Here is an 18,762-nt window from a genome sequence, read left to right on the forward strand (position 1 = left end):
AGGCTAGATTGATGAGGGGCAACTAAGTTTCAAAAGAATTACAGAACGTTGTTATTTAAACCTTATTGAAACGGCATCCTTTGAGCGTAGCGAAAAGATATAGTGTAAAGAAGGGCTGCCTTTGCCAAATGTAATGGCATTGTTTTTCGAAAATTTAGGCTATCTTCAATCATGGCTTTGAAAAACAATCAGCAAATTAAAACTGGCTTGTATGCAGCGGTTGTTGTTTTCTTAGCTTACACCATGATTTTCGGTTTCAGGAAATCTTTTACCATTGCAACTTTTGATGGCTTAACTATTGCTGGTTATAGCTATAAAACCATTCTGGTCATTTCACAAATGCTTGGCTATTTATTAGCCAAGTTTTACGGCATCAAATTTATTTCGGAGTTAAAAAGAACAGGTAGAGGGAAAATAATCATTATATTAACTGGTGTTTCCTGGCTAAGCTGGCTGTTTTTTGCAATAGTTCCACTCCCATATAATGTACTTTTCCTTTTTATAAATGGTTTCCCATTGGGGATGCTTTGGGGCGTGGTATTTTCTTATGTGGAAGGTCGGCGAAGTACCGATTTTATCGGCGCCACCTTAGCCGTGAGTTTTATTTTTGCATCTGGTTTTGTAAAATCGGTGGGTTTATGGCTGAGCATAAGCTTTAACATTTCAGAATTTTGGATTCCCTTCTATACTGGTTTGGCGTTTGCTGCACCGTTAATATTTTTCATTTATCTGATGGAAAAAATACCTGCTCCAGATGCAGAAGACATTAAATTTAGAACGGAGCGAATACCAATGAGCAACGCAGACCGAAAGTTATTCATCAAAGATTTCTTTTGGGGTTTATTTGCCTGCGTTACCATTTATTGTTTCGCAACTATTTTTAGAGATATTAGAGATAATTTCAGTGCCGAAATGTGGAAGGAAATGGGATTTTTTAATCAACCATCCATCTTTGCAAAAACAGAAACGCCAATCACCTTAATTGTTTTAGTGCTTATTGGAAGCATGGTTTTAATCAAAAATAATTTCAAAGCATTACAACTGGCGCACTATTTTATTTTAACAGGATTTATAATTGCAGGTGTTTTTAGTTGGCTTTTCAAAGCGCAAATGCTGTCGCCAATTTGGTGGATGACACTTACCGGATTAGGTCTTTACATGGTTTATATCCCATTTAACGCTGTATTTTTCGATAGATTAATCTCTACTTTTAAATATACCAGCAACGTAGGTTTTCTAATTTATATTGCCGATTCTTTTGGATACGTTGGCAGTATTGGCGTTCTATTTACTAAAGAAATATTGAAGGTAAGATTAAACTGGGTAACGTTTTTCTCAAATAGCGTAATTAGTTTATCGGTTATTGGATGTTTGCTAACCTTATTTTCGCTCCAATATTTCAGAAAAAAATATAAAAAACTAGAAATTAACTAGAATGGTCTACAACTACTTTCCATTCTCCATTCAGCTTTTTAAACAGCAAAGTAAAATAACCTTGCGGCTCATCCTTTTCGCGTCTCAAATGCCAACTTCCCAAAACAAAGGCAACATCTTTATTGAGGAAATCAACTTTTTTAATACCGAAAGTTAAAATGCCCATGCCTGCATTGCCAGCATAATTCTTCTTATAATTATCCAAAGTTTTTTGCCAACCGTAAGTTGGTCCGCTTTTCCCTACAAAAAGCAAACTGTCTGATTTGACATAACCATCCATAAAAGCAACCAAATCGCCCTTGTTCCAAGCCAATCTTTGCGTTTCTAAGACATTTAAAATGGCTTGCTTATCTTTTGGAGTTTGTGCTTTTACATAAAATGAAATCAGCACCAAACTAACAATTAAAATTCTTTTCATAATTTTTAGGTCTTGTGATAAAGATATGAAACAAATTATTTCGTTCCATGTATAAAAATTGTTTCTTTACAGTCTTAATTTCAATCTATGCAAAATAAAGTAATTACAATTGGCGAAATACTTTGGGATGTTTTTCCTGATGGTAAAAAAGCAGGTGGTTCGAGCATGAATGTTGCCCTAAATCTACACAAACAAAGTATTGATAGTAATTTTATAAGTGCAGTTGGCAATGATGATGATGGAAAAGAACTGCTAAATTTCTTGTCAAACAGTAATTTTTCTACCGATTTAATTCAAACCAATAACGAATTACCAACCAGTACAGTTGTGGTTCAACTAGATGACAAGCATCAAGCCACTTACACCATCAAAAAACCTGTTGCTTGGGATGATATAAAACTTACACCAGAATATATCGAAGCCGTTAAACAAGCCGATGCATTTGTGTACTGTAGTTTAACCTGTCGGGATGAAAAATCTAAAAAAACCATTTTAGAGCTTTTGAAGAATGCGAACACTAAAATTTTCGATATTAATTTACGTGCTCCTTTTTACGATAAAGAATTAATTGGTGAACTTTTAAGCAAAGCTGATATTTTAAAAATTAACGAGGATGAAATTGTTTGGGTTAAAGAATCTTTTGGCTTAACCGGAAACACAGATGAGCAATTACTAAAACAACTATCCTCAACATTTAACATAGAAATTATCTGCCTAACACTTGGTGATAAAGGCGCCTGTGTTTTAAAAGATGGTAAACTGTATCAGCATAACGGCTACAAAGTGCAGGTTGCGGATACCGTAGGTGCGGGCGATGCATTTTTAGCCACTTTTGTTGCTTGTTATTTACAAGCCTACCCAATGGAAACCATTTTAGATAATGCTTGCAAGGTTGGTGCTTTTGTAGCATCACAGGCCGGTGCTAATCCAGATTACAACAAGAAGATTTATCACATGGCTTTGGGGTAATTTGTTGCCGCGGTGATACGGAATTTCACGGAAATAAGGCGATGGAGTTTGCGTTAGGGATTGAAAGGGTTTAGTACCGATTTTTCATCGGTACCGCAGCGAAGCGAAGCCCTGAAAAGCCCGACCCTTTCCCGATTTTTCATCGGGATTGGGGGAACGCCCATATTATCTTAAACTTCACATTTCCTGCTTTGGTCTTTTCAACTTTAACCTTTTCGTCCACGCCCAAATATGACATCAAGCTTAAATTAGTACAAACCGAAACTTTTACCTTTAGTAATCCGTTAATACAATTACATGAGAGGTTTTCGTTTTTCTGATTATAAACCTGGCGAAACGCCAAAAGGTGGTTTTGATGAGTTGCTTAAATTATTTAGCGAATTGCTGAATTATACCGCTGGAGATGCGGCAGAAGCTCTAAGTTGGTTGAATGAACTTGATAAGCAATACAAACTGACCAATAACGATTATGGCATTGGCAATTTTATTGATGATTTGAAAGATAAAGGTTACCTGACTGAAGATAACCAATCTGGCGAATTTAAAATTACAGCCAAAACCGAACAAACGATTCGTAAATCTGCTTTGGATGAGATTTTTGGGAAACTGAAAAAATCTGGCCGAGGAAACCATAACAGCAATCAATCGGGAATTGGTGAGGAAAAAAATGCTGACCGTAGAGAATACAATTTTGGCGATAGTTTAGACCAGATTGATATGACGGCTTCTATTCAAAATGCACAAATTAACCACGGTATTGGCGATTTTACTTTAACCGATAGGGATTTGGAGGTTGAGGAAAAGGATTTTAAAACTTTAACTTCGACAGTGTTGATGATTGATATTTCGCACTCGATGATTTTATATGGCGAGGACCGAATTACCCCTGCAAAAAAAGTTGCCATGGCTTTGGCCGAATTAATTAAAACCAAATACCCTAAAGATACTTTAGATATTGTTGTTTTTGGCAACGATGCATGGCCAATTACAGTTAAAGATTTGCCTTATTTGCAGGTTGGCCCTTACCATACCAATACTTTTGCAGGCTTAGAATTGGCAACAGATCTGCTTCGGAGGCGCAAAACGCATAACAAGCAAATTTTTATGATTACAGATGGGAAACCAACTTGTTTGAAAGAAAACGGCAAATACTATAAAAACAGTATGGGCTTGGATAGAAAGGTGATTAATAAAACATTAAATATGGCTGCCCAATGTAAGCGTCTTAAAATTCCGATTACTACATTTATGATTGCGAAAGACCCTTACTTACAACAGTTTGTGCGCCAGTTTACCGAAATAAATGGCGGTAGGGCGTTTTACAGTTCGCTAAATGGTTTGGGCGAATACATTTTTGAAGATTACATTAAAAATAGAAGGAAAACGGTTAAATAGTTAAAAGAATAAAGATAAAGGAACAAAGATGCAGTCGAAAAGTTAAATCTTTGTTCTTTAATCTTTTATCCTTACTCCAATACATATGCAAAACACAACTTTAGGCCAATTAAAGGCTACAAATTATAAATCAAGAAGCGTAAAGGAAGAACTTAGAGAAAATCTGATTAAAGTTCTTAGAGATAAAAAAACTGAATTTGAGGGCATTATCGGTTATGATGAAACCGTAATTCCAGAATTGCAAACGGCAATCCTTTCTCGTCATAATATTTTGCTTTTAGGTTTACGCGGACAAGCAAAAACACGTATTGCCCGTTTAATGGTGAATTTATTGGATGAATACGTGCCCTATGTTGCAGGAAGTGAAATTTTCGACGATCCGCTGAATCCGATTTCATGGTTTGCAAAAAATGAAATCGCAACCAAAGGCGATGAAACCGAAATTGCCTGGTTGCATCGTAGCGAACGTTATACTGAAAAATTAGCAACACCCGATGTAACCGTTGCCGATTTAATTGGTGATGTTGATCCGATTAAAGCTGCAACATTGAAGTTGACTTACAATGATGAACGAGTAATTCACTTCGGGTTAATTCCTCGTGCACACCGTAGTATTTTCGTGATTAATGAATTACCCGATTTACAAGCACGTATTCAGGTGGCTTTGTTTAACATGCTCCAGGAAAAAGATATTCAAATTCGTGGTTTCAAATTGCGCTTACCTTTAGATATTCAATTCGTTTTCACCGCAAACCCTGAAGATTACACGAATCGTGGCAGCATTGTAACGCCATTGAAAGATAGGATTGAGAGTCAAATTTTAACGCATTACCCTAAAAGCATCGAGATTTCTCGGAAAATTACCTTTCAAGAAGCAAAACTCACAAAAGAACAAACAGAAAATATTGAGGCCGATGGCTTAGTTAAAGACTTAGTCGAGCAGATTGCTTTTGAAGCTCGTAAAAGCGAGTATATCGACCAAAAATCTGGTGTTTCAGCGAGATTAACCATTTCGGCTTTTGAAAATTTAATCAGCACCGCCGAGCGAAGAATGCTGATTTCAGGAGAGAAAAACACTTTTGTCCGCTTATCTGATTTGGCTGGAATTATTCCTGCAATTACGGGTAAAATAGAATTGGTTTATGAAGGCGAATTGGAAGGTCCGGCGCATGTTGCAACCACTTTAATTGGCAAGGCTGTAAAAACTTTGTTTGCACGTTATTTCCCCGACCCAGAAAAGGCAAAGAAAACCAAAACGGCAAATCCTTATACAGAAATTACAGAATGGTTTACCGATGGAAATAATGTAGATGTAACTGATACTTTAACAAATGCGCAATACAAAAAAGCATTAATGCTAGTGCCTAACTTGTACGATACGGTTAAGAAATTCCATCCAAAATTAAGCGAAAATCAAACTTTGTTATTGATGGAATTTGTATTGCATGGATTAGCTGAATATTCGCAGCTCAGTAAAAACTTCCTTAATGGCGGTTTCGGATTTTCGGATATGTTTGGCAGTTTATTTAATGCCGAATTTGATGCGGAAGAGGATGAAGACGATTTCAGGTAATTAAATATTCATTCCAATTGCTCGTCATTGCGAGGCAGGACTTGTGTGAGCTGAAGCAATCTATTATTTAAAAAAGATTGCTTCATTCTTCGCAATGACGATACTTAAACTAACTTCGTTATCAATAAAAAATATTTGAATGGGCAGACTACCTTTCATCATTGCAGCTTGCATTTTAATTACGGCTTTTGATATTTATTGTTACCGTGCCATTGTTTCTGTTTTTAAAAACTGGAAACCATCAACCAAAAAAATATTCGGTATAATTTACTGGAGCTATAGCATTTTATTAATTGTAGGGGTTTTCGCCGGCATTTACCTGAATCTATTCTTAACCTTAAGGGCGATTATTTTAGTCGCATTTTTCCTAACCGTAGCTTGCAAAATGGCTATGCTTCCTTTTTTGGTTTTAGATGATCTCAGAAGATTATTTATTAAGCTTTTTAAAAAGAAACCAAATCCAAAAGCCGTTCAAAGTGAAGAAACACCAAAAGACACAGACCAGATTTCCCGTTCTGAATTTTTGGTTAAAGCGGGTTTAGTTGCTGCTGCTGTTCCATTAACATCATTAAGCTGGGGTATTATTTCGGGCGCTTATGATTATCAGGTTAGAAGAGTAAATTTAATTCTACCAAATCTGCCAAAAGCTTTTGATGGTATAACGATGGCACAAATTTCTGATATACACTCTGGAAGTTTTTACAATAAAACTGCCGTAAAAGGTGGTGTGGAAATGTTGTTGGCCGAAAAACCCGATTTCGTTTTTTTTACTGGTGATTTAGTAAATAATTTAACGAATGAGGTTAGAGAGTATCAGGACATTTTTGCAAAGGTTAAAGCACCATTAGGCGTTTATTCAACTTTGGGAAACCATGATTATGGCGATTATTATTTCGGTAAGGAATCATCGCCAGCTAAGGTTAAAAACCTTAAAGATATTATTGATGTTCATAAAATTATGGGCTATGATTTGTTGATGAACGAAAATCGTCGCTTAAAAGTTGATGGTGAAGAAATTGGAATTTTAGGTATTGAAAACTGGGGAATGGGGCGTTTTCCAAAATATGGTAAAATGGAATTAGCTGTTGAAAACACAGATGATTTACCAGTTAAGCTTTTGCTAAGTCACGACCCTTCACATTGGCGTGGAGAGGTTTTGCAGAAATACCCACAAATAGATGCCATGTTTAGCGGACATACACACGGAATGCAATTCGGTGTTCGCTTGAAAGAATATCAATGGAGTCCGGTTCAATACATTTACAAAGAATGGGCAGGATTGTACCGCGAACAGCAACAACAGCTTTATGTTAATGTTGGCTACGGCTTTTTAGGTTATCCAGGTAGGGTTGGTATTTTACCAGAAATAACGGTATTTACTTTGAAGAGGGCCTAAATACTGCGATTTCGTCATTGCGAGGCACGAAGCAATCTATACTAATAAAGAGATTGCTTCGTGCCTCGCAATGACGAAAGTAGATATACTACCCCGCATTAAAACGATAACCCACGCCTCTAACGGTTTGCAATAACTGCGGATTATCCGGATTCAATTCTATTTTCTTACGTAGGCGAACGATGTGCATATCTAGTGTACGGGTATTTACATCAGAGTTATAACCCCAAACCACAAGCATCAACTCATCACGGTTAATTACCTTACCCGGATTACGCAAGAAATACAGCAGAATACGGTTTTCTAAAATGGTAAGTTCAATTTTCTTTCCATCTCTAAATAAAGTATGAATATTCGGATGATGCTCCATGTTGCCAAAACGGTGAATTTCAGCCGAATCTTTGTTGACAATAAATTTCACTTTACTTTCAAGCATCGCAACCAAAACATCCATATTAAATGGCTTGGTAATATAATCAGATGCGCCAAAGTTATAAGCATCAATTTTATCTACATCCTGCGCTTTCGCAGTCATCATAATGATTAAGTTTTCAAAACCTTGCTTACGAACGCTTTCACAAACTTCAGCACCTTGTTTACCAGGCATCATCCAATCTAACAAAACAATATCAGGTTGGTCGGCAATAATCATTCGTTCACCAGCTTCGCCATCATTAGCTTCAAGTACATTGTAACCTTCGGCTTTTAAACGGTGTGCCACCAGAAAACGAAGATTTTCATCATCTTCTACAATTAATATTTTTACTTCTTTAGACATTTGTATGTTTTTATGGTTGTAATGTTATCATGTGAAAAGTTATAATTTGCAAACGCAATACTAAAACATGCTAACGATTACAATATTTCAATTTTATTCTATTTGGAGTATTATAATTTGCAAAGGTTTAAGTTACAAGATTGTATTTGAACATTCCAATCTTAAAACGCCCGTTAACTATTATAAGGTAAAACAATTTTAAACTCCGTGCCAACGCCAACCTTACTTTTAACAGTAATTTCACCAAGCATAAAGTTAACCAGTTCTTTGCAAAAAGCCAAACCTAAGCCTACGCTTCCCATTTGGTTATATTCGTTCTGAATTCTAAAAAACTTCTTAAAGATATTATTTAATTCTGAAGATGGGATACCAATTCCCTTATCTGCAAAACGAAAAACTAATACCCCTTTTATCAGCTTTGCGCTAATGTGTAATTTCTTATTTTCGGGCTTTGAATATTTGTAAGCATTCTCGGCCAAATTATCGAATAAGCTACCCAACAAAACCGGATCAGTTATAAAAGTTTTAAAACCTACAGTTTCATAAGTGATATCAAAATCGGGATGTTTTAAGGTATGCGATTCGATTGTACTTTCGATAAAATCTTTAATATTAACTTCCTCTTGATTGAGTTTAATCGCCTTGTTTTCAATCTGTGTAAAAGCCAGCAACTTGTTCATTAAACCATTCAACTTATCTGCTTCTTCATCCAGAATTTTTCCATACAGATGTTGTTCCTTTTGACTTAAAGATGGCGCACTCTTAATGTTATTTCCTGCTATTTTTATTACGCTGACAGGCGTTTTAAACTCATGTGTAAGATTATTAACGAAATCATACTGAAGCTTAAACATTTTACTGTTGATGTTTAAGTTTCGATAAATTAGAAATGCTACTAACAACAACACCCCGTAAACCAAAAGCAAAACCAATGCAATTGGCAAAAAGTAGATAAATATCTCTTTTTTAATGTAAGATTTTGAAGAGGTGAAATACAGTTTAAAATCAGAAAAAGCTCCGGGTAAAGCAATTTCCGTATTTATATTTTCGTCCGAGTTATCTATCGGATCGTAAGTTAAAGGCTCTACTTTTATACTTTGATACAACAGCGGACGAGTATTAATTACCTTTATTTTATATGGATTAAGTTGAAAAACCAACATATCTTGTTGATATACCGGAGATGGGTCGAGCTTACGCTGAAGCATTTCCTTGTACATTTTTAAATCTTCCTGACGAGGGATATTTAAGTAGGTGATTTTGTTCGATTGTACAACGGAAAAGTTTGTAAACAATTCTTCTTGCGAGGGAACGGAAGCGGTATCAATCTGATCGATAAAACGTACGAGCTTCAAAGCCATTCCATTAAAATCATCATTAACTTTAAAAGAACGGGTGTCTTCCTCAGAAAATAATTTAATTGAATCGGCTTTTACAATCCTGCCAAATTGAAAGATAGATTTCGGACCGATTGAAAAATATCCGGCATTCATTCCATCTTTTACAGGAGTATTTTTAACCTCCGAATCGTAAAACATCACTTTGGAAACAAAAGGATATTTAAGTGTAATCGTATCTACGAATTTTGAAGCTGTAGCCGAATCAAGAAAACCATTATAGTAAGAAACCTCGGGTATCTTGTTTTGAAAAAACTCATTATACGATTGAATACTTTGTTCTAAAACATTAACCTTTTCTGAAACAAATTCATTCTCAATTGATTTTTTACTGTAGTTAAAAGCAAGATATAGCGAAAGAATAAATAGAATGGAGATGAGCGCTATGAAAGTAACACTCAACGAAAAATTTTTACGATAACCACTCTTCTTTTCCAAGGCCATAACCTACTTTTTATTCAGGTTTTCCTGCAAAAATTCTTCAAGTGCTTTATACAAAGCTGTTCTGCCTTGTTGTCTTAAAACTGGATTCGGTCCTTCTTCTTTCTCGATATAAGTAACTGAAACATTGCGTTTTTTAAGCTCCTTTACAAACTGAACACCTTGAGCAACGTTTACACGAGGATCTTTTGGGTTCTGAGCAATAAAAAGCGGTGCTTTAAATCTATCTGCATGAAAAACAGGCGAAGCAAAACGGATGTAATCTGTATCGGTTTCAGGGTTGCCAAATATTTCGTAGTACATCTGCAAATTGGATTTTAAGAATGGTGGTATTGTAGTTAAGTAGCTGAACAAGCTAATTACACCCGAATTTGAGCCACCACAAGCATAAATATCGGGATTTTTATACAAACAATTTAATGCAATAAAACCGCCTAAACCGTTGCCGTAAATGGCCACTTTCTTAGGATTAGCAATTTTCTTTGCAATGAGCCATTTTACACCGTCGTTCACATCATCCTGAATTTTATCGCTCCATTCTTTAAATCCGGCAGCATAAAATGATTTGCCATAACCACCCGAACCACGATAATTAACCTGTAGAACGGCATAACCCCTATTCGCAAAAAATTGAACATCTGCATTGTAGCCCCAAGTATTTCTACTTCCTGGGCCATTGTGTGGCAGAACCACCACCGGCAAATTAGTGGCTTTTTTATTTTTCGGTAGCGTTAAATAACCATTTATCTGCAAACCATCACTACTCTTATAGCTAATTGGTTTCATTTCGCTCATCTCTTCCTCGTTAATTGAAGGATTGATATCAGCTAGTTTTTTAATCTTATTCTGATTTGCTACATATAAATAATACGAACCCGGATTTCTATCCGTGTAAGTTCTCACCACAAAAACGTTGTCGTTTTTGTCTTTATCCATAATGCGCCATTCTGCACCTGGTAATAGTTGGTCTATTTTTGAGTAGGTTATTCGGGTGCTATCATCCAAATAATACTTCTCTTTTTTCCAGGTTTCACAAGTAACAAACATCATTTTTTTCTTTGCCTTCGAGTACTTGGCGTCAATTACATTTAAAGTGTCGTTGCCAAATAAAACCTGCTTTTCCGTCCCGGTTTTTAAATCGAGTACCACTAACGCATTTTTATCACGATTTACATTAGAAATTGCATACAAAACATCAGCCTCATTTTCTGAGAAAGCAACTGGCTGCAAAGTTGTTTGAAAGTTGTTGGTAATAACAGCCTTGAAAGGTATACGCTCATTTTCGCGGTATAAAAGCGTTTCATTTACACCATCGCTTGCAACGGCAATTTTTAAAATACCTTTATTATCGGTTACCCATTCTGTAATATTGCCCGGATTTTTAGCCGCAATTTCCATGTTTCCGGTACGTACATTTAGTCGGTAAACATCAAAAACAGTGGAATCGCGTTTATTAGAGGCAACAATTATATACTTATCATCAATTAGCTGATCTTCAATTACCCGAACACGGTTTTTCTCGTTAGAACTAAGCTGCTTTTGCTGACTACCGTCTTTGCTCACCACAAATAAATCAGATTTTCGTTCTTTTGATTCATCTTCAGTATAGTAAATGAGTTCATCATTACTCGTCCAAAAGTAAAAACTAATACTTTTGTCGGTTAAATGTGTTAGCTGTTTTATAGTTCCGCTTTCAATATCCTCAACAAAAAGATCAAGTTTTTTATCCTGAAGTTTTAAGTACGAAAGGCATTTCCCATCGGGCGATACATGATAGTAAGCCTTATCCTGGGTTCTGAAAAAATTATCAACAGGAATAGACAGCTCTTTTTTGGAACCTTTGCAAGCCCAAATAACAGCAACTAAAGCCAATAAAATAATCCTTTTAAACATAAACTCCTTTTAGGGACGACAAAAATATAATAACCTGATAGCTTAAATGCATTATGCAGTAAGAATGTTACTAACATTTAAACCTCGATTTTTTCCAATTTAGGATTTAAAATAAACACACAAAATAAAATACAGGTAACATTTAAAATACGTTTTATCTGATAGTGGAGTTTAAAGAATTAGGTATTAAAATGTTACATTTAAATCGAATATTTTGAAAATGAGGCCTGTAATTTTTATTCTTTTTCTTTTGATAAGCATTATTGCGAATGCACAAACTTTTCGTCCCGGAAGGCAAATTGCAAATGATGATGCGTCTTTAGCCATTCAATATTATCAGGATGGTGATTATGAAAAAGCTTCAGTTTTACTGGAAAAATTATTTGCAAACCCAAATAACGAAGGTTACTTTGATATCTACTTTAACGTTTTATTAAAGCTTAAGAAATATGATGTTGCAGAGAAAACGGTTCGAAAACAAATCAGGCAATCGCCAGATAACGAAATGTACACCGTTGCTTTAGGTAAGCTGCAACAAGAAAAAGGCGATGCCACGGCGGCAAATAAAATCTTTAATGAGGTTATAAATAAATTACCTAAAGACGAATTTAGGATAAGGATGCTTGCCAATAATTTTTATCGGTTCGAAAATTACGAATACGCGATTCAAACTTTTAAGCAAGGCAGAAAAATTTTAAACGATGATAAAGCCTTTGCATTTGAATTGTTAAATATCTATCGCTTTAAGAAAGATAAACCAATGCTGATGCAGGAATACCTAGATATTTTGCCAACTGCTCCGCAACTTCTACCTCAGGCAGAAGCCGTTTTATCAATGATTTTCGAAGATAAAAACGATTATCAAACCTTTCAAACGGGCATATTAAAGAAAATTCAAAAAGCACCTGATGCAGAAATTTACATCCAGTTACTTACCTGGAATTATATTCAGCAACAAGAATATGAAATGGCTTTGCGTCAATTAATTGCTTATGATAAACGTACAAAAGCTGATGGGACAACATTGTTTAATGCTGTTTACACATTTGTAGATAATGGCGCATATGAGGCCGCGATTAAAGCTTATGAATATATAATTACCAAGGGCAAAGAAAATCAATACTATTTGCCTGCTAAAATTGAATTGTTAAATACAAAGTATAATATACAAACCAAAGGCAAATTTAATCCGGCAGATTTAGAGGCTTTGGCTAAAGACTATCAAATTTTATTAGATGAAAATGGCAAGAACAAGAACACTTTATTTGCGATCAAAAAATGGTCAACCTTACAAGCTTACTACTTAAATCAGCCAAAAAAGGCTGAACTTGCTTTAGAAGAAGCACTAAAGTTGCCGGGATTAAGCCCACAAGAAAACGGTCAGTTAAAACTCGATTTAGGCGATATTTACATCTTAACCAAACAACCTTGGGAAGCGTTTTTAGTTTACGAACAAGTAAGCAAACAATTTGAAGGCCAGCCGATTGGCAACGAGGCCCGTTTTAGAAGTGCAAAACTTTCCTTTTACCAAGGGAATTTTGAGTACAGCGTGAGCCAATGCATGGTTTTGAAAGCTGCAACCACTCAATTAATTGCCAATGATGCTTTAAACTTAAGCCTTTTAATATCTGACAACATTCAAACGCCTGCCGATAGCAACGCGTTAAAAATGTATGCTGATGCAGAAATGTTGGTTTTCAGAAATCTACCTGAGCAGTCTATCAAAAAGCTCGACAGCATTTCTATAGCATTTCCACAAAACTCATTGGCTGATGCAATATTAATGAGCAAAGCTAAAATTTTAATCAAAGCTGAACAGTATGAAAATGCAGTAGCAATTTTGAAGAAAGTAGATGAAAATTATAAGGATGGAATTTGGACAGACGATGCACTTTTTACGTTAGGTGATTTGTACGAAAAGAAACTAAACGATATTGCACAGGCTAAACTATACTTTCAAAAATTAATAACCGATTACCCGGGTAGTATGTTTAGTGCAGAAGCTAGAAAAAGATTTAGAAACTTGCGTGGAGATGGCGTTTAATTTTCTTCTTCAATCTTCTCGTCTTCCTTTTTACCATAACGTCTTTCCATCTCTAATGCCAAACCAACCTCTACAACAACTGCGTAAAGCACACAATTAAATACTAATCCAAAAAAGTATAAGGCGGTGTTTGAGCTAAATAATTTCCATAAAAGTGTATGAGTTGGAAATTGAAAAACAGAATATAAATCAGCTAAAGAGCGTAACAAAAAGTTTGGCGCAAACACATGTCTGTCCTCCGATACGAAAGCAAAGAAACAAATTGTAGTTAAAATTGCAATAATAATAAATGCTTTGAAGCATCTGTAAGGGCGAAAAAATTTCATTGAGGAGTGATTGTTAATTCCAAAGCACTAAGTTCGAAAAATTTATGATTTATCGAAAATAATATAAAAACATTAACATTTAACTATTGAGACCGCAATTTACAGGCCATATTAGCCAAGCATATTATCTATATTTGCACATGCTTTTATACAATGTTACCTTAATATTAGAAGAAACCGCAGCCGAAGAATGGTTTAAATGGATGAACGAGATTCATATTCCGGAAGTGATGGCAACGGGAATGTTTGTATCTCACAGACTTTTAAAAGTTATAGATTCTCCAAACGAAGGCGTTACCTATTGTGCACAATACGTTGCAGAAAATTTAGAAAACTACAACGAATATCAGGATAAGTACGCTCCTGCCTTACAAGAAGTTTTGAATGTAAAGTTCAAAAACCGATTTGTAGCTTACAGAAGCTTAATGGAATTTGTTGGCTAACCAATAGCTACTTCAACTTTTCGTTATTTTTATGTCTTTCCGCATCGCGGATGCTTTTCTTTTGCAGATTTTTTTCGAAAGCATCCGTTAAATTGATACCAGTTTGATTGGCTAAACATACCAAAACGAAAATCACATCAGCCATTTCATCAGCCAGATTTACCTCTTCGTCACTTTTCTTGAAAGATTGCTCACCATATTTTCGAGCCATTATTCTGGCAACTTCACCAACTTCTTCCATCAAAATTGCGGTATTGGTTAATTCGTTAAAATAACGAATCCCGGTAGTGTTAATCCAATTGTCTACAGTTTTTTGTGCTTCTTCAATGGTCATTTTTACGTTCTTCTATTTCGGATTCTAATCTGCTGTTCAGATCAATTTTTGCTTCTTCAAAAAGAATTACTGAAGCCCCCCTTTCTCTTGCCCAACGATTTTTAACTTCTCCAATCAGCCTTGCCTTCTCAAAAAATGGTTCTGCCTTTTCCAGTTCTTTATTTGCAGTTCCTGATTCAACTATCAAAATTAAATCTTTTATTGGCTTATCCATTTTAAACCAATAAAGATAATCTGCATTGTAAGAAACTGCATTAATATCCTTGTATTTAGAATAATAATTAATCGCACCGGTTTGTCCATAATTATCAGCCCTTACAACAACAGCTGATTTATCTTTAACTTGTGCATAAGCAGAATCAGTAATTTTAGCTAGTTCAACCCAACCTTGCATATCAGCATAATCTTGGGGCAAATCATGATTTTTTCCATCTTCCCAACGCAAAGCACCAACTCGTTCAAATCTTTTGTGCTCCTTTACAATTTTATTTGGCGAATAAACCGGCATCACAAGAGGTAATATGTACACAAATGAACCGATTATGAAAACCATCAATCCAATAAAAAAAGCATGCCTGTTTTTGATAAGTTCAGTGATATATACGCTTCCAAATGCCAACAGAATTGGGTACAAACCTAAAGCATAATAGGCCTTTGCATTAAAATAACTGAATATTATTAACGTGATAAAATAGGAAAGAAAAACCCATAAATGTTTCTTAAATGGTTTATAAATCACAAAACCTAAAAAAGCGGCAAGAAGAATAAAAATATCACTGATGAAAGATAGCATTTGATCCTTAAAAAAATCGATATGCTTAACATTTACCAATTGGGTTTCAGCAAGCTCTTTCATATGATGAATAACCGGGAAATCATTGTTAAATTGCCAGATTACGTTTGGCGAAATCATTACAACTGCTAGTAAAGTGGCGTAGTAAAAATGCCTATCTCTAAAAATTGCCCTTCTAGGTGTTATTAGAATTGCAGGCAACAAACCCATCACCAGAAACAAAATATTATACTTATTTAGAAAACCTAAAGCTATGCTTATCGCTAAGCAATAAATATAGTTACTTTGCAGGTTTTCAAAATAACTTATCCCGAAATAAAATACTGCTGTCCATGCTAAAACATCAAAAGAATTGGGTTGATATAGTATGTTTAGCCTGATAAATACAGAACATATAAAGGCTACTGCAACTAAGCATTTAGAATATAAGTTTCCATGTAGCTTGCCAACAATTAACCAGCAAAAAACCATTGTTAAAACGCCAAATAATGCTGGAAAAAATCTAACCCAGAAAATTCCATTGCCTAAAAACTTTATAATCAGCGAGAAAAGCGATGTTAGTGGGGGAACAGAGGTAAATCCAGCGGCCAAATGGTTCGCTTGATCTAAATGCAAAAACTCATCACGATGAAGCTCATAGATATCATTAACAAGAATGTAACTTAAAATAAATTTCAGCAAGATAAATCCTACCAAGAAAATCATTTCAAAAGAAGTTCTTTTTTGCTCCTTCATTTACTCCTTATTCTTAGTATCTATCAAAATCGTAACCGGACCGTCATTAAGCAAACTGATTTTCATATCCGCTCCAAAAATTCCGGTTGCTACTTTTTTACCAAGCAAAGCCGTTAACTTTTCTATCATTTTCTCATAAAGCGGAATCGCAAAATCTGGTCTTGCAGCTCTGGTAAAACCCGGTCTGTTTCCTTTTTTCGTTGCGGCAAATAAAGTAAACTGACTAACCAGAAGAATACTCCCACCAACATCCGCGAGCGCTTTATTCATCAAATCATTCTCGTCGGAAAATACACGCATATTTATAATTTTTTGAGCCAACCAATCCAAATCTTCAACCGTATCAGCATCTTCAATGCCCAAAAGCACTAAAAAACCGTGTTCTATTTGACCGGTAATATTGCCATCAACAACGCAACTTGCCTGTGTAACTCTTTGTAAAACTGCTCGCATATAATGTAGGATATTGTAATGCGAAAGATAGGAATTTTGAAGAAATATTAATGCCTTGTATCGTTACCGTGGTAAATACTGAGGTAACTTTCGTACCTCGAAATGGCAATGTTGCCATTATTTACAGCATCTATTACAGCACAACCTGGCTCGTTAACGTGCCTGCAATTATTGAAACGGCAATCATGCGAAGTTTTGAAAATCTCTCTAAAAAAATGCCCCAATTCTTCTTTTTCAATATCAATAACACCCAATTCTCTTATCCCAGGCGAATCAACAATGAAACCACCTTGAGGCAATTCAAACATTTCGGCAAAAGTTGTGGTGTGTTGTCCTTTATCGCTCCAATCCGAAACCTCACCTGTGCGTAAATCTCTATCAGGCAATAAAGCATTAATTAAACTCGATTTCCCAACACCCGAATGGCCAGAAATTAAGGTTATTTTGTCGGTAATTAGTTCTTGTATTACAGGAATATTTATGCCTTTTAAAGCCGAAACTTCATAAGTAGCATATCCAATGTTCTCATAAATTTCCTTAAACTCTTGCAAAATCTCTAAGCCTTCTTTACTAAACAAATCGAGCTTGTTAAAAACTAAAACAGCAGGCACATCGTAAGCCTCGGCAGTTACCAAAAACCTATCAATAAAACCCAACGAAGTTCTCGGCGAGGCCAAGGTTACCACCAAAATCGCCATATCTAAATTAGCCGCCAAAATTTGCGCTTGTTTACTTAGATTAATCGATTTCCGGATGATGTAATTTTTTCTAGGCAACAGCTCGTTAATTAAACCCTGCTCGCTGTCATTTTCCAAATCAAATTTCACCCGGTCGCCAACGGCAATCGGGTTGGTGGTTTTTATACCCTTAATCCTGAATTTCCCAACAATACGGCAGTCATAACGTTCGCCATTATCGGCTAAAACATTATACCAACTCCCGGTAGATTTAATAACTAAGCCCTGCATATTTGCTGTAAAGGTAAGAAAAGGATGGAAGATGTTTATTTTAAAATAGAAGTTGAGATTGATTAAGATTTGGAAAGCAAAACCTCATTTCCATTTTAACGTTCGTCCTGCTTTCCACTTTATTCCGCTGCGCTCCATGCTCGCTTCAATCAGGTTTAAAAACTTAAGATTTTGCAGTTTAACAAAGTTTTGCTTGTATATCGTCGTAATTTTGGCCGAAGCAAAGTCGTTTGTTAGTCAGAGCCAATTGAAGTTCTTTTACGATCGAAAACCGATGACTTTAAATAGTTTAGAAAACTTCATAATATAATTGATTTAACTAATATTATCTTCGTTTAAAAACTAAAGCATGGAAAACTTTAAAATTATTGGCATTTCAATAGAAACTACAAACCAAAACAATCAAGCTGCTGCAGATTTAAGCCAACTTTGGGGAAAATTCTACAACGACCAGGTTTTCAATAGAATCCCCAACAAAGAAAGTGAAGATGTTTATGCAGTTTACACCGAATATGAAAGTGACTATACCGGTAAATACACTACAATTATTGGCCAGCGGGTAAATTCTTTGGATAATATCCCGGATGGTTTAGTTGGTAAAGAAATTAAAAACGAAAAGCTTTTAAAATACACAGCAAAAGGAGAAATGCCTCAAGCAGTTGTAGAAACCTGGCAAGAAATCTGGTCGGAAGATGCAGAATTAAATAGAGCTTATGTTGCCGATTTTGAAGTTTACGGTGCAAAAGCGCAACAAGGTGCAGATTCGGAAGTGGAGATTTTTATTGGGGTTGGGTAGTTTATATATACATTATAAAAATTTCGTCATTGCGAGGCACGACCGACTTACATTTTAACGCTCTTGAAAGGCAAGAAACTCAAATAGTACCACAAATCGAATTTAGCTAAACCTGACAGCCGCGGAAATACTTTTTGTTCATCTCTCGAAATAGATTGCCACGTCGTTCCTCCTCG

At 35.5% G+C, this 18,762-nt stretch carries 17 protein-coding genes; 8 read left to right on the top strand and 9 right to left on the bottom strand.

Features of this window, described 5'->3' with window-relative positions; genetic code table 11:
- Positions 1 to 171: 171 nt before the first annotated feature.
- Entirely contained in the window at positions 172 to 1,434 is a 1,263-nt protein-coding gene (locus tag R2Q16_RS02945; RefSeq protein WP_316735078.1) for a DUF5690 family protein, read from the top strand.
- Here the strand turns inward: R2Q16_RS02945 and R2Q16_RS02950 are convergent.
- A complete protein-coding gene (locus R2Q16_RS02950; protein ID WP_316735079.1) occupies positions 1,427 to 1,852 on the bottom strand; it encodes a YybH family protein in 426 nt (141 codons plus the stop codon). The genes R2Q16_RS02945 and R2Q16_RS02950 overlap by 8 nt on opposite strands.
- Positions 1,853 to 1,939: 87 nt before the next feature.
- Between R2Q16_RS02950 and R2Q16_RS02955 the strand changes: the two genes are divergently transcribed.
- The 4 genes from R2Q16_RS02955 to R2Q16_RS02970 all read left to right on the top strand — a co-directional run bounded on the left by R2Q16_RS02955 (position 1,940) and on the right by R2Q16_RS02970 (position 7,185).
- Complete coding sequence (locus R2Q16_RS02955; protein ID WP_316735080.1) at positions 1,940 to 2,821, top strand: carbohydrate kinase; 882 nt, start codon at positions 1,940 to 1,942, stop codon at positions 2,819 to 2,821.
- A 297-nt stretch (positions 2,822 to 3,118) separates the two neighbouring features.
- On the top strand, positions 3,119 to 4,216 hold the full coding sequence (locus tag R2Q16_RS02960; RefSeq protein ID WP_316735081.1) for a vWA domain-containing protein: 1,098 nt from the start codon (positions 3,119 to 3,121) through the stop codon (positions 4,214 to 4,216).
- A gap of 85 nt (positions 4,217 to 4,301) precedes the next feature.
- Positions 4,302 to 5,789: a sigma 54-interacting transcriptional regulator gene (locus R2Q16_RS02965; RefSeq protein WP_316735082.1), complete on the top strand. Its 1,488-nt coding sequence runs from the start codon at positions 4,302 to 4,304 to the stop codon at positions 5,787 to 5,789.
- A gap of 139 nt (positions 5,790 to 5,928) precedes the next feature.
- A complete protein-coding gene (locus tag R2Q16_RS02970; RefSeq protein ID WP_316735083.1) occupies positions 5,929 to 7,185 on the top strand; it encodes a metallophosphoesterase in 1,257 nt (418 codons plus the stop codon).
- A gap of 88 nt (positions 7,186 to 7,273) precedes the next feature.
- Here R2Q16_RS02970 and R2Q16_RS02975 read toward each other — a convergent pair whose 3' ends face one another.
- The 3 genes from R2Q16_RS02975 to R2Q16_RS02985 form a co-directional block, all read right to left on the bottom strand.
- Positions 7,274 to 7,963 carry a response regulator transcription factor gene (locus tag R2Q16_RS02975; protein WP_316735084.1) on the bottom strand — a complete coding sequence of 230 codons (690 nt, stop codon included), beginning with the start codon at positions 7,961 to 7,963 and terminating at the stop codon, positions 7,274 to 7,276.
- Positions 7,964 to 8,136: 173 nt separating this feature from the next.
- The gene (locus tag R2Q16_RS02980) at positions 8,137 to 9,804 is read right to left on the bottom strand and encodes a HAMP domain-containing sensor histidine kinase (RefSeq protein WP_316735085.1); all 1,668 of its coding nucleotides are present in this window, start codon (positions 9,802 to 9,804) and stop codon (positions 8,137 to 8,139) included.
- Between the two features lie 3 nt (positions 9,805 to 9,807).
- Complete coding sequence (locus tag R2Q16_RS02985; RefSeq protein WP_316735086.1) at positions 9,808 to 11,694, bottom strand: S9 family peptidase; 1,887 nt, start codon at positions 11,692 to 11,694, stop codon at positions 9,808 to 9,810.
- A gap of 220 nt (positions 11,695 to 11,914) precedes the next feature.
- Between R2Q16_RS02985 and R2Q16_RS02990 the strand changes: the two genes are divergently transcribed.
- Positions 11,915 to 13,738 carry a tetratricopeptide repeat protein gene (locus R2Q16_RS02990; protein ID WP_316735087.1) on the top strand — a complete coding sequence of 608 codons (1,824 nt, stop codon included), beginning with the start codon at positions 11,915 to 11,917 and terminating at the stop codon, positions 13,736 to 13,738.
- Here the strand turns inward: R2Q16_RS02990 and R2Q16_RS02995 are convergent.
- The gene (locus tag R2Q16_RS02995) at positions 13,735 to 14,064 is read right to left on the bottom strand and encodes a hypothetical protein (RefSeq protein WP_316735088.1); all 330 of its coding nucleotides are present in this window, start codon (positions 14,062 to 14,064) and stop codon (positions 13,735 to 13,737) included. The genes R2Q16_RS02990 and R2Q16_RS02995 overlap by 4 nt on opposite strands.
- Before the next feature lie 140 nt (positions 14,065 to 14,204).
- On the opposite strand from R2Q16_RS02995, the gene R2Q16_RS03000 reads away from it, so the two are divergent.
- Positions 14,205 to 14,507: a DUF4286 family protein gene (locus tag R2Q16_RS03000; protein ID WP_316735089.1), complete on the top strand. Its 303-nt coding sequence runs from the start codon at positions 14,205 to 14,207 to the stop codon at positions 14,505 to 14,507.
- A 7-nt stretch (positions 14,508 to 14,514) separates the two neighbouring features.
- Here R2Q16_RS03000 and R2Q16_RS03005 read toward each other — a convergent pair whose 3' ends face one another.
- Genes R2Q16_RS03005 through rsgA form a run of 4 tightly spaced genes read right to left on the bottom strand, consistent with a single transcriptional unit; the run spans position 14,515 to position 17,790 of the window.
- Positions 14,515 to 14,841, bottom strand: coding sequence for a nucleotide pyrophosphohydrolase (locus tag R2Q16_RS03005; protein ID WP_316735090.1), 327 nt, complete (start codon positions 14,839 to 14,841; stop codon positions 14,515 to 14,517).
- Complete coding sequence (locus tag R2Q16_RS03010; protein WP_316735091.1) at positions 14,831 to 16,369, bottom strand: glycosyltransferase family 39 protein; 1,539 nt, start codon at positions 16,367 to 16,369, stop codon at positions 14,831 to 14,833. Before R2Q16_RS03010 ends, R2Q16_RS03005 begins: the two co-directional genes overlap by 11 nt.
- Entirely contained in the window at positions 16,370 to 16,822 is a 453-nt protein-coding gene (gene dtd, locus R2Q16_RS03015; RefSeq protein WP_316735092.1) for a D-aminoacyl-tRNA deacylase, read from the bottom strand.
- Between the two features lie 47 nt (positions 16,823 to 16,869).
- Complete coding sequence (gene rsgA, locus R2Q16_RS03020) at positions 16,870 to 17,790, bottom strand: ribosome small subunit-dependent GTPase A (protein WP_316735093.1); 921 nt, start codon at positions 17,788 to 17,790, stop codon at positions 16,870 to 16,872.
- Between the two features lie 349 nt (positions 17,791 to 18,139).
- Here rsgA and R2Q16_RS03025 point away from each other — a divergent pair, with 349 nt between their 5' ends.
- Positions 18,140 to 18,586, top strand: coding sequence for a GyrI-like domain-containing protein (locus tag R2Q16_RS03025; protein WP_316735094.1), 447 nt, complete (start codon positions 18,140 to 18,142; stop codon positions 18,584 to 18,586).
- Positions 18,587 to 18,762 lie beyond the last annotated feature (176 nt).

This window comes from Pedobacter aquatilis, from assembly GCF_032678425.1.
Classification (GTDB): domain Bacteria; phylum Bacteroidota; class Bacteroidia; order Sphingobacteriales; family Sphingobacteriaceae; genus Pedobacter; species Pedobacter aquatilis_B.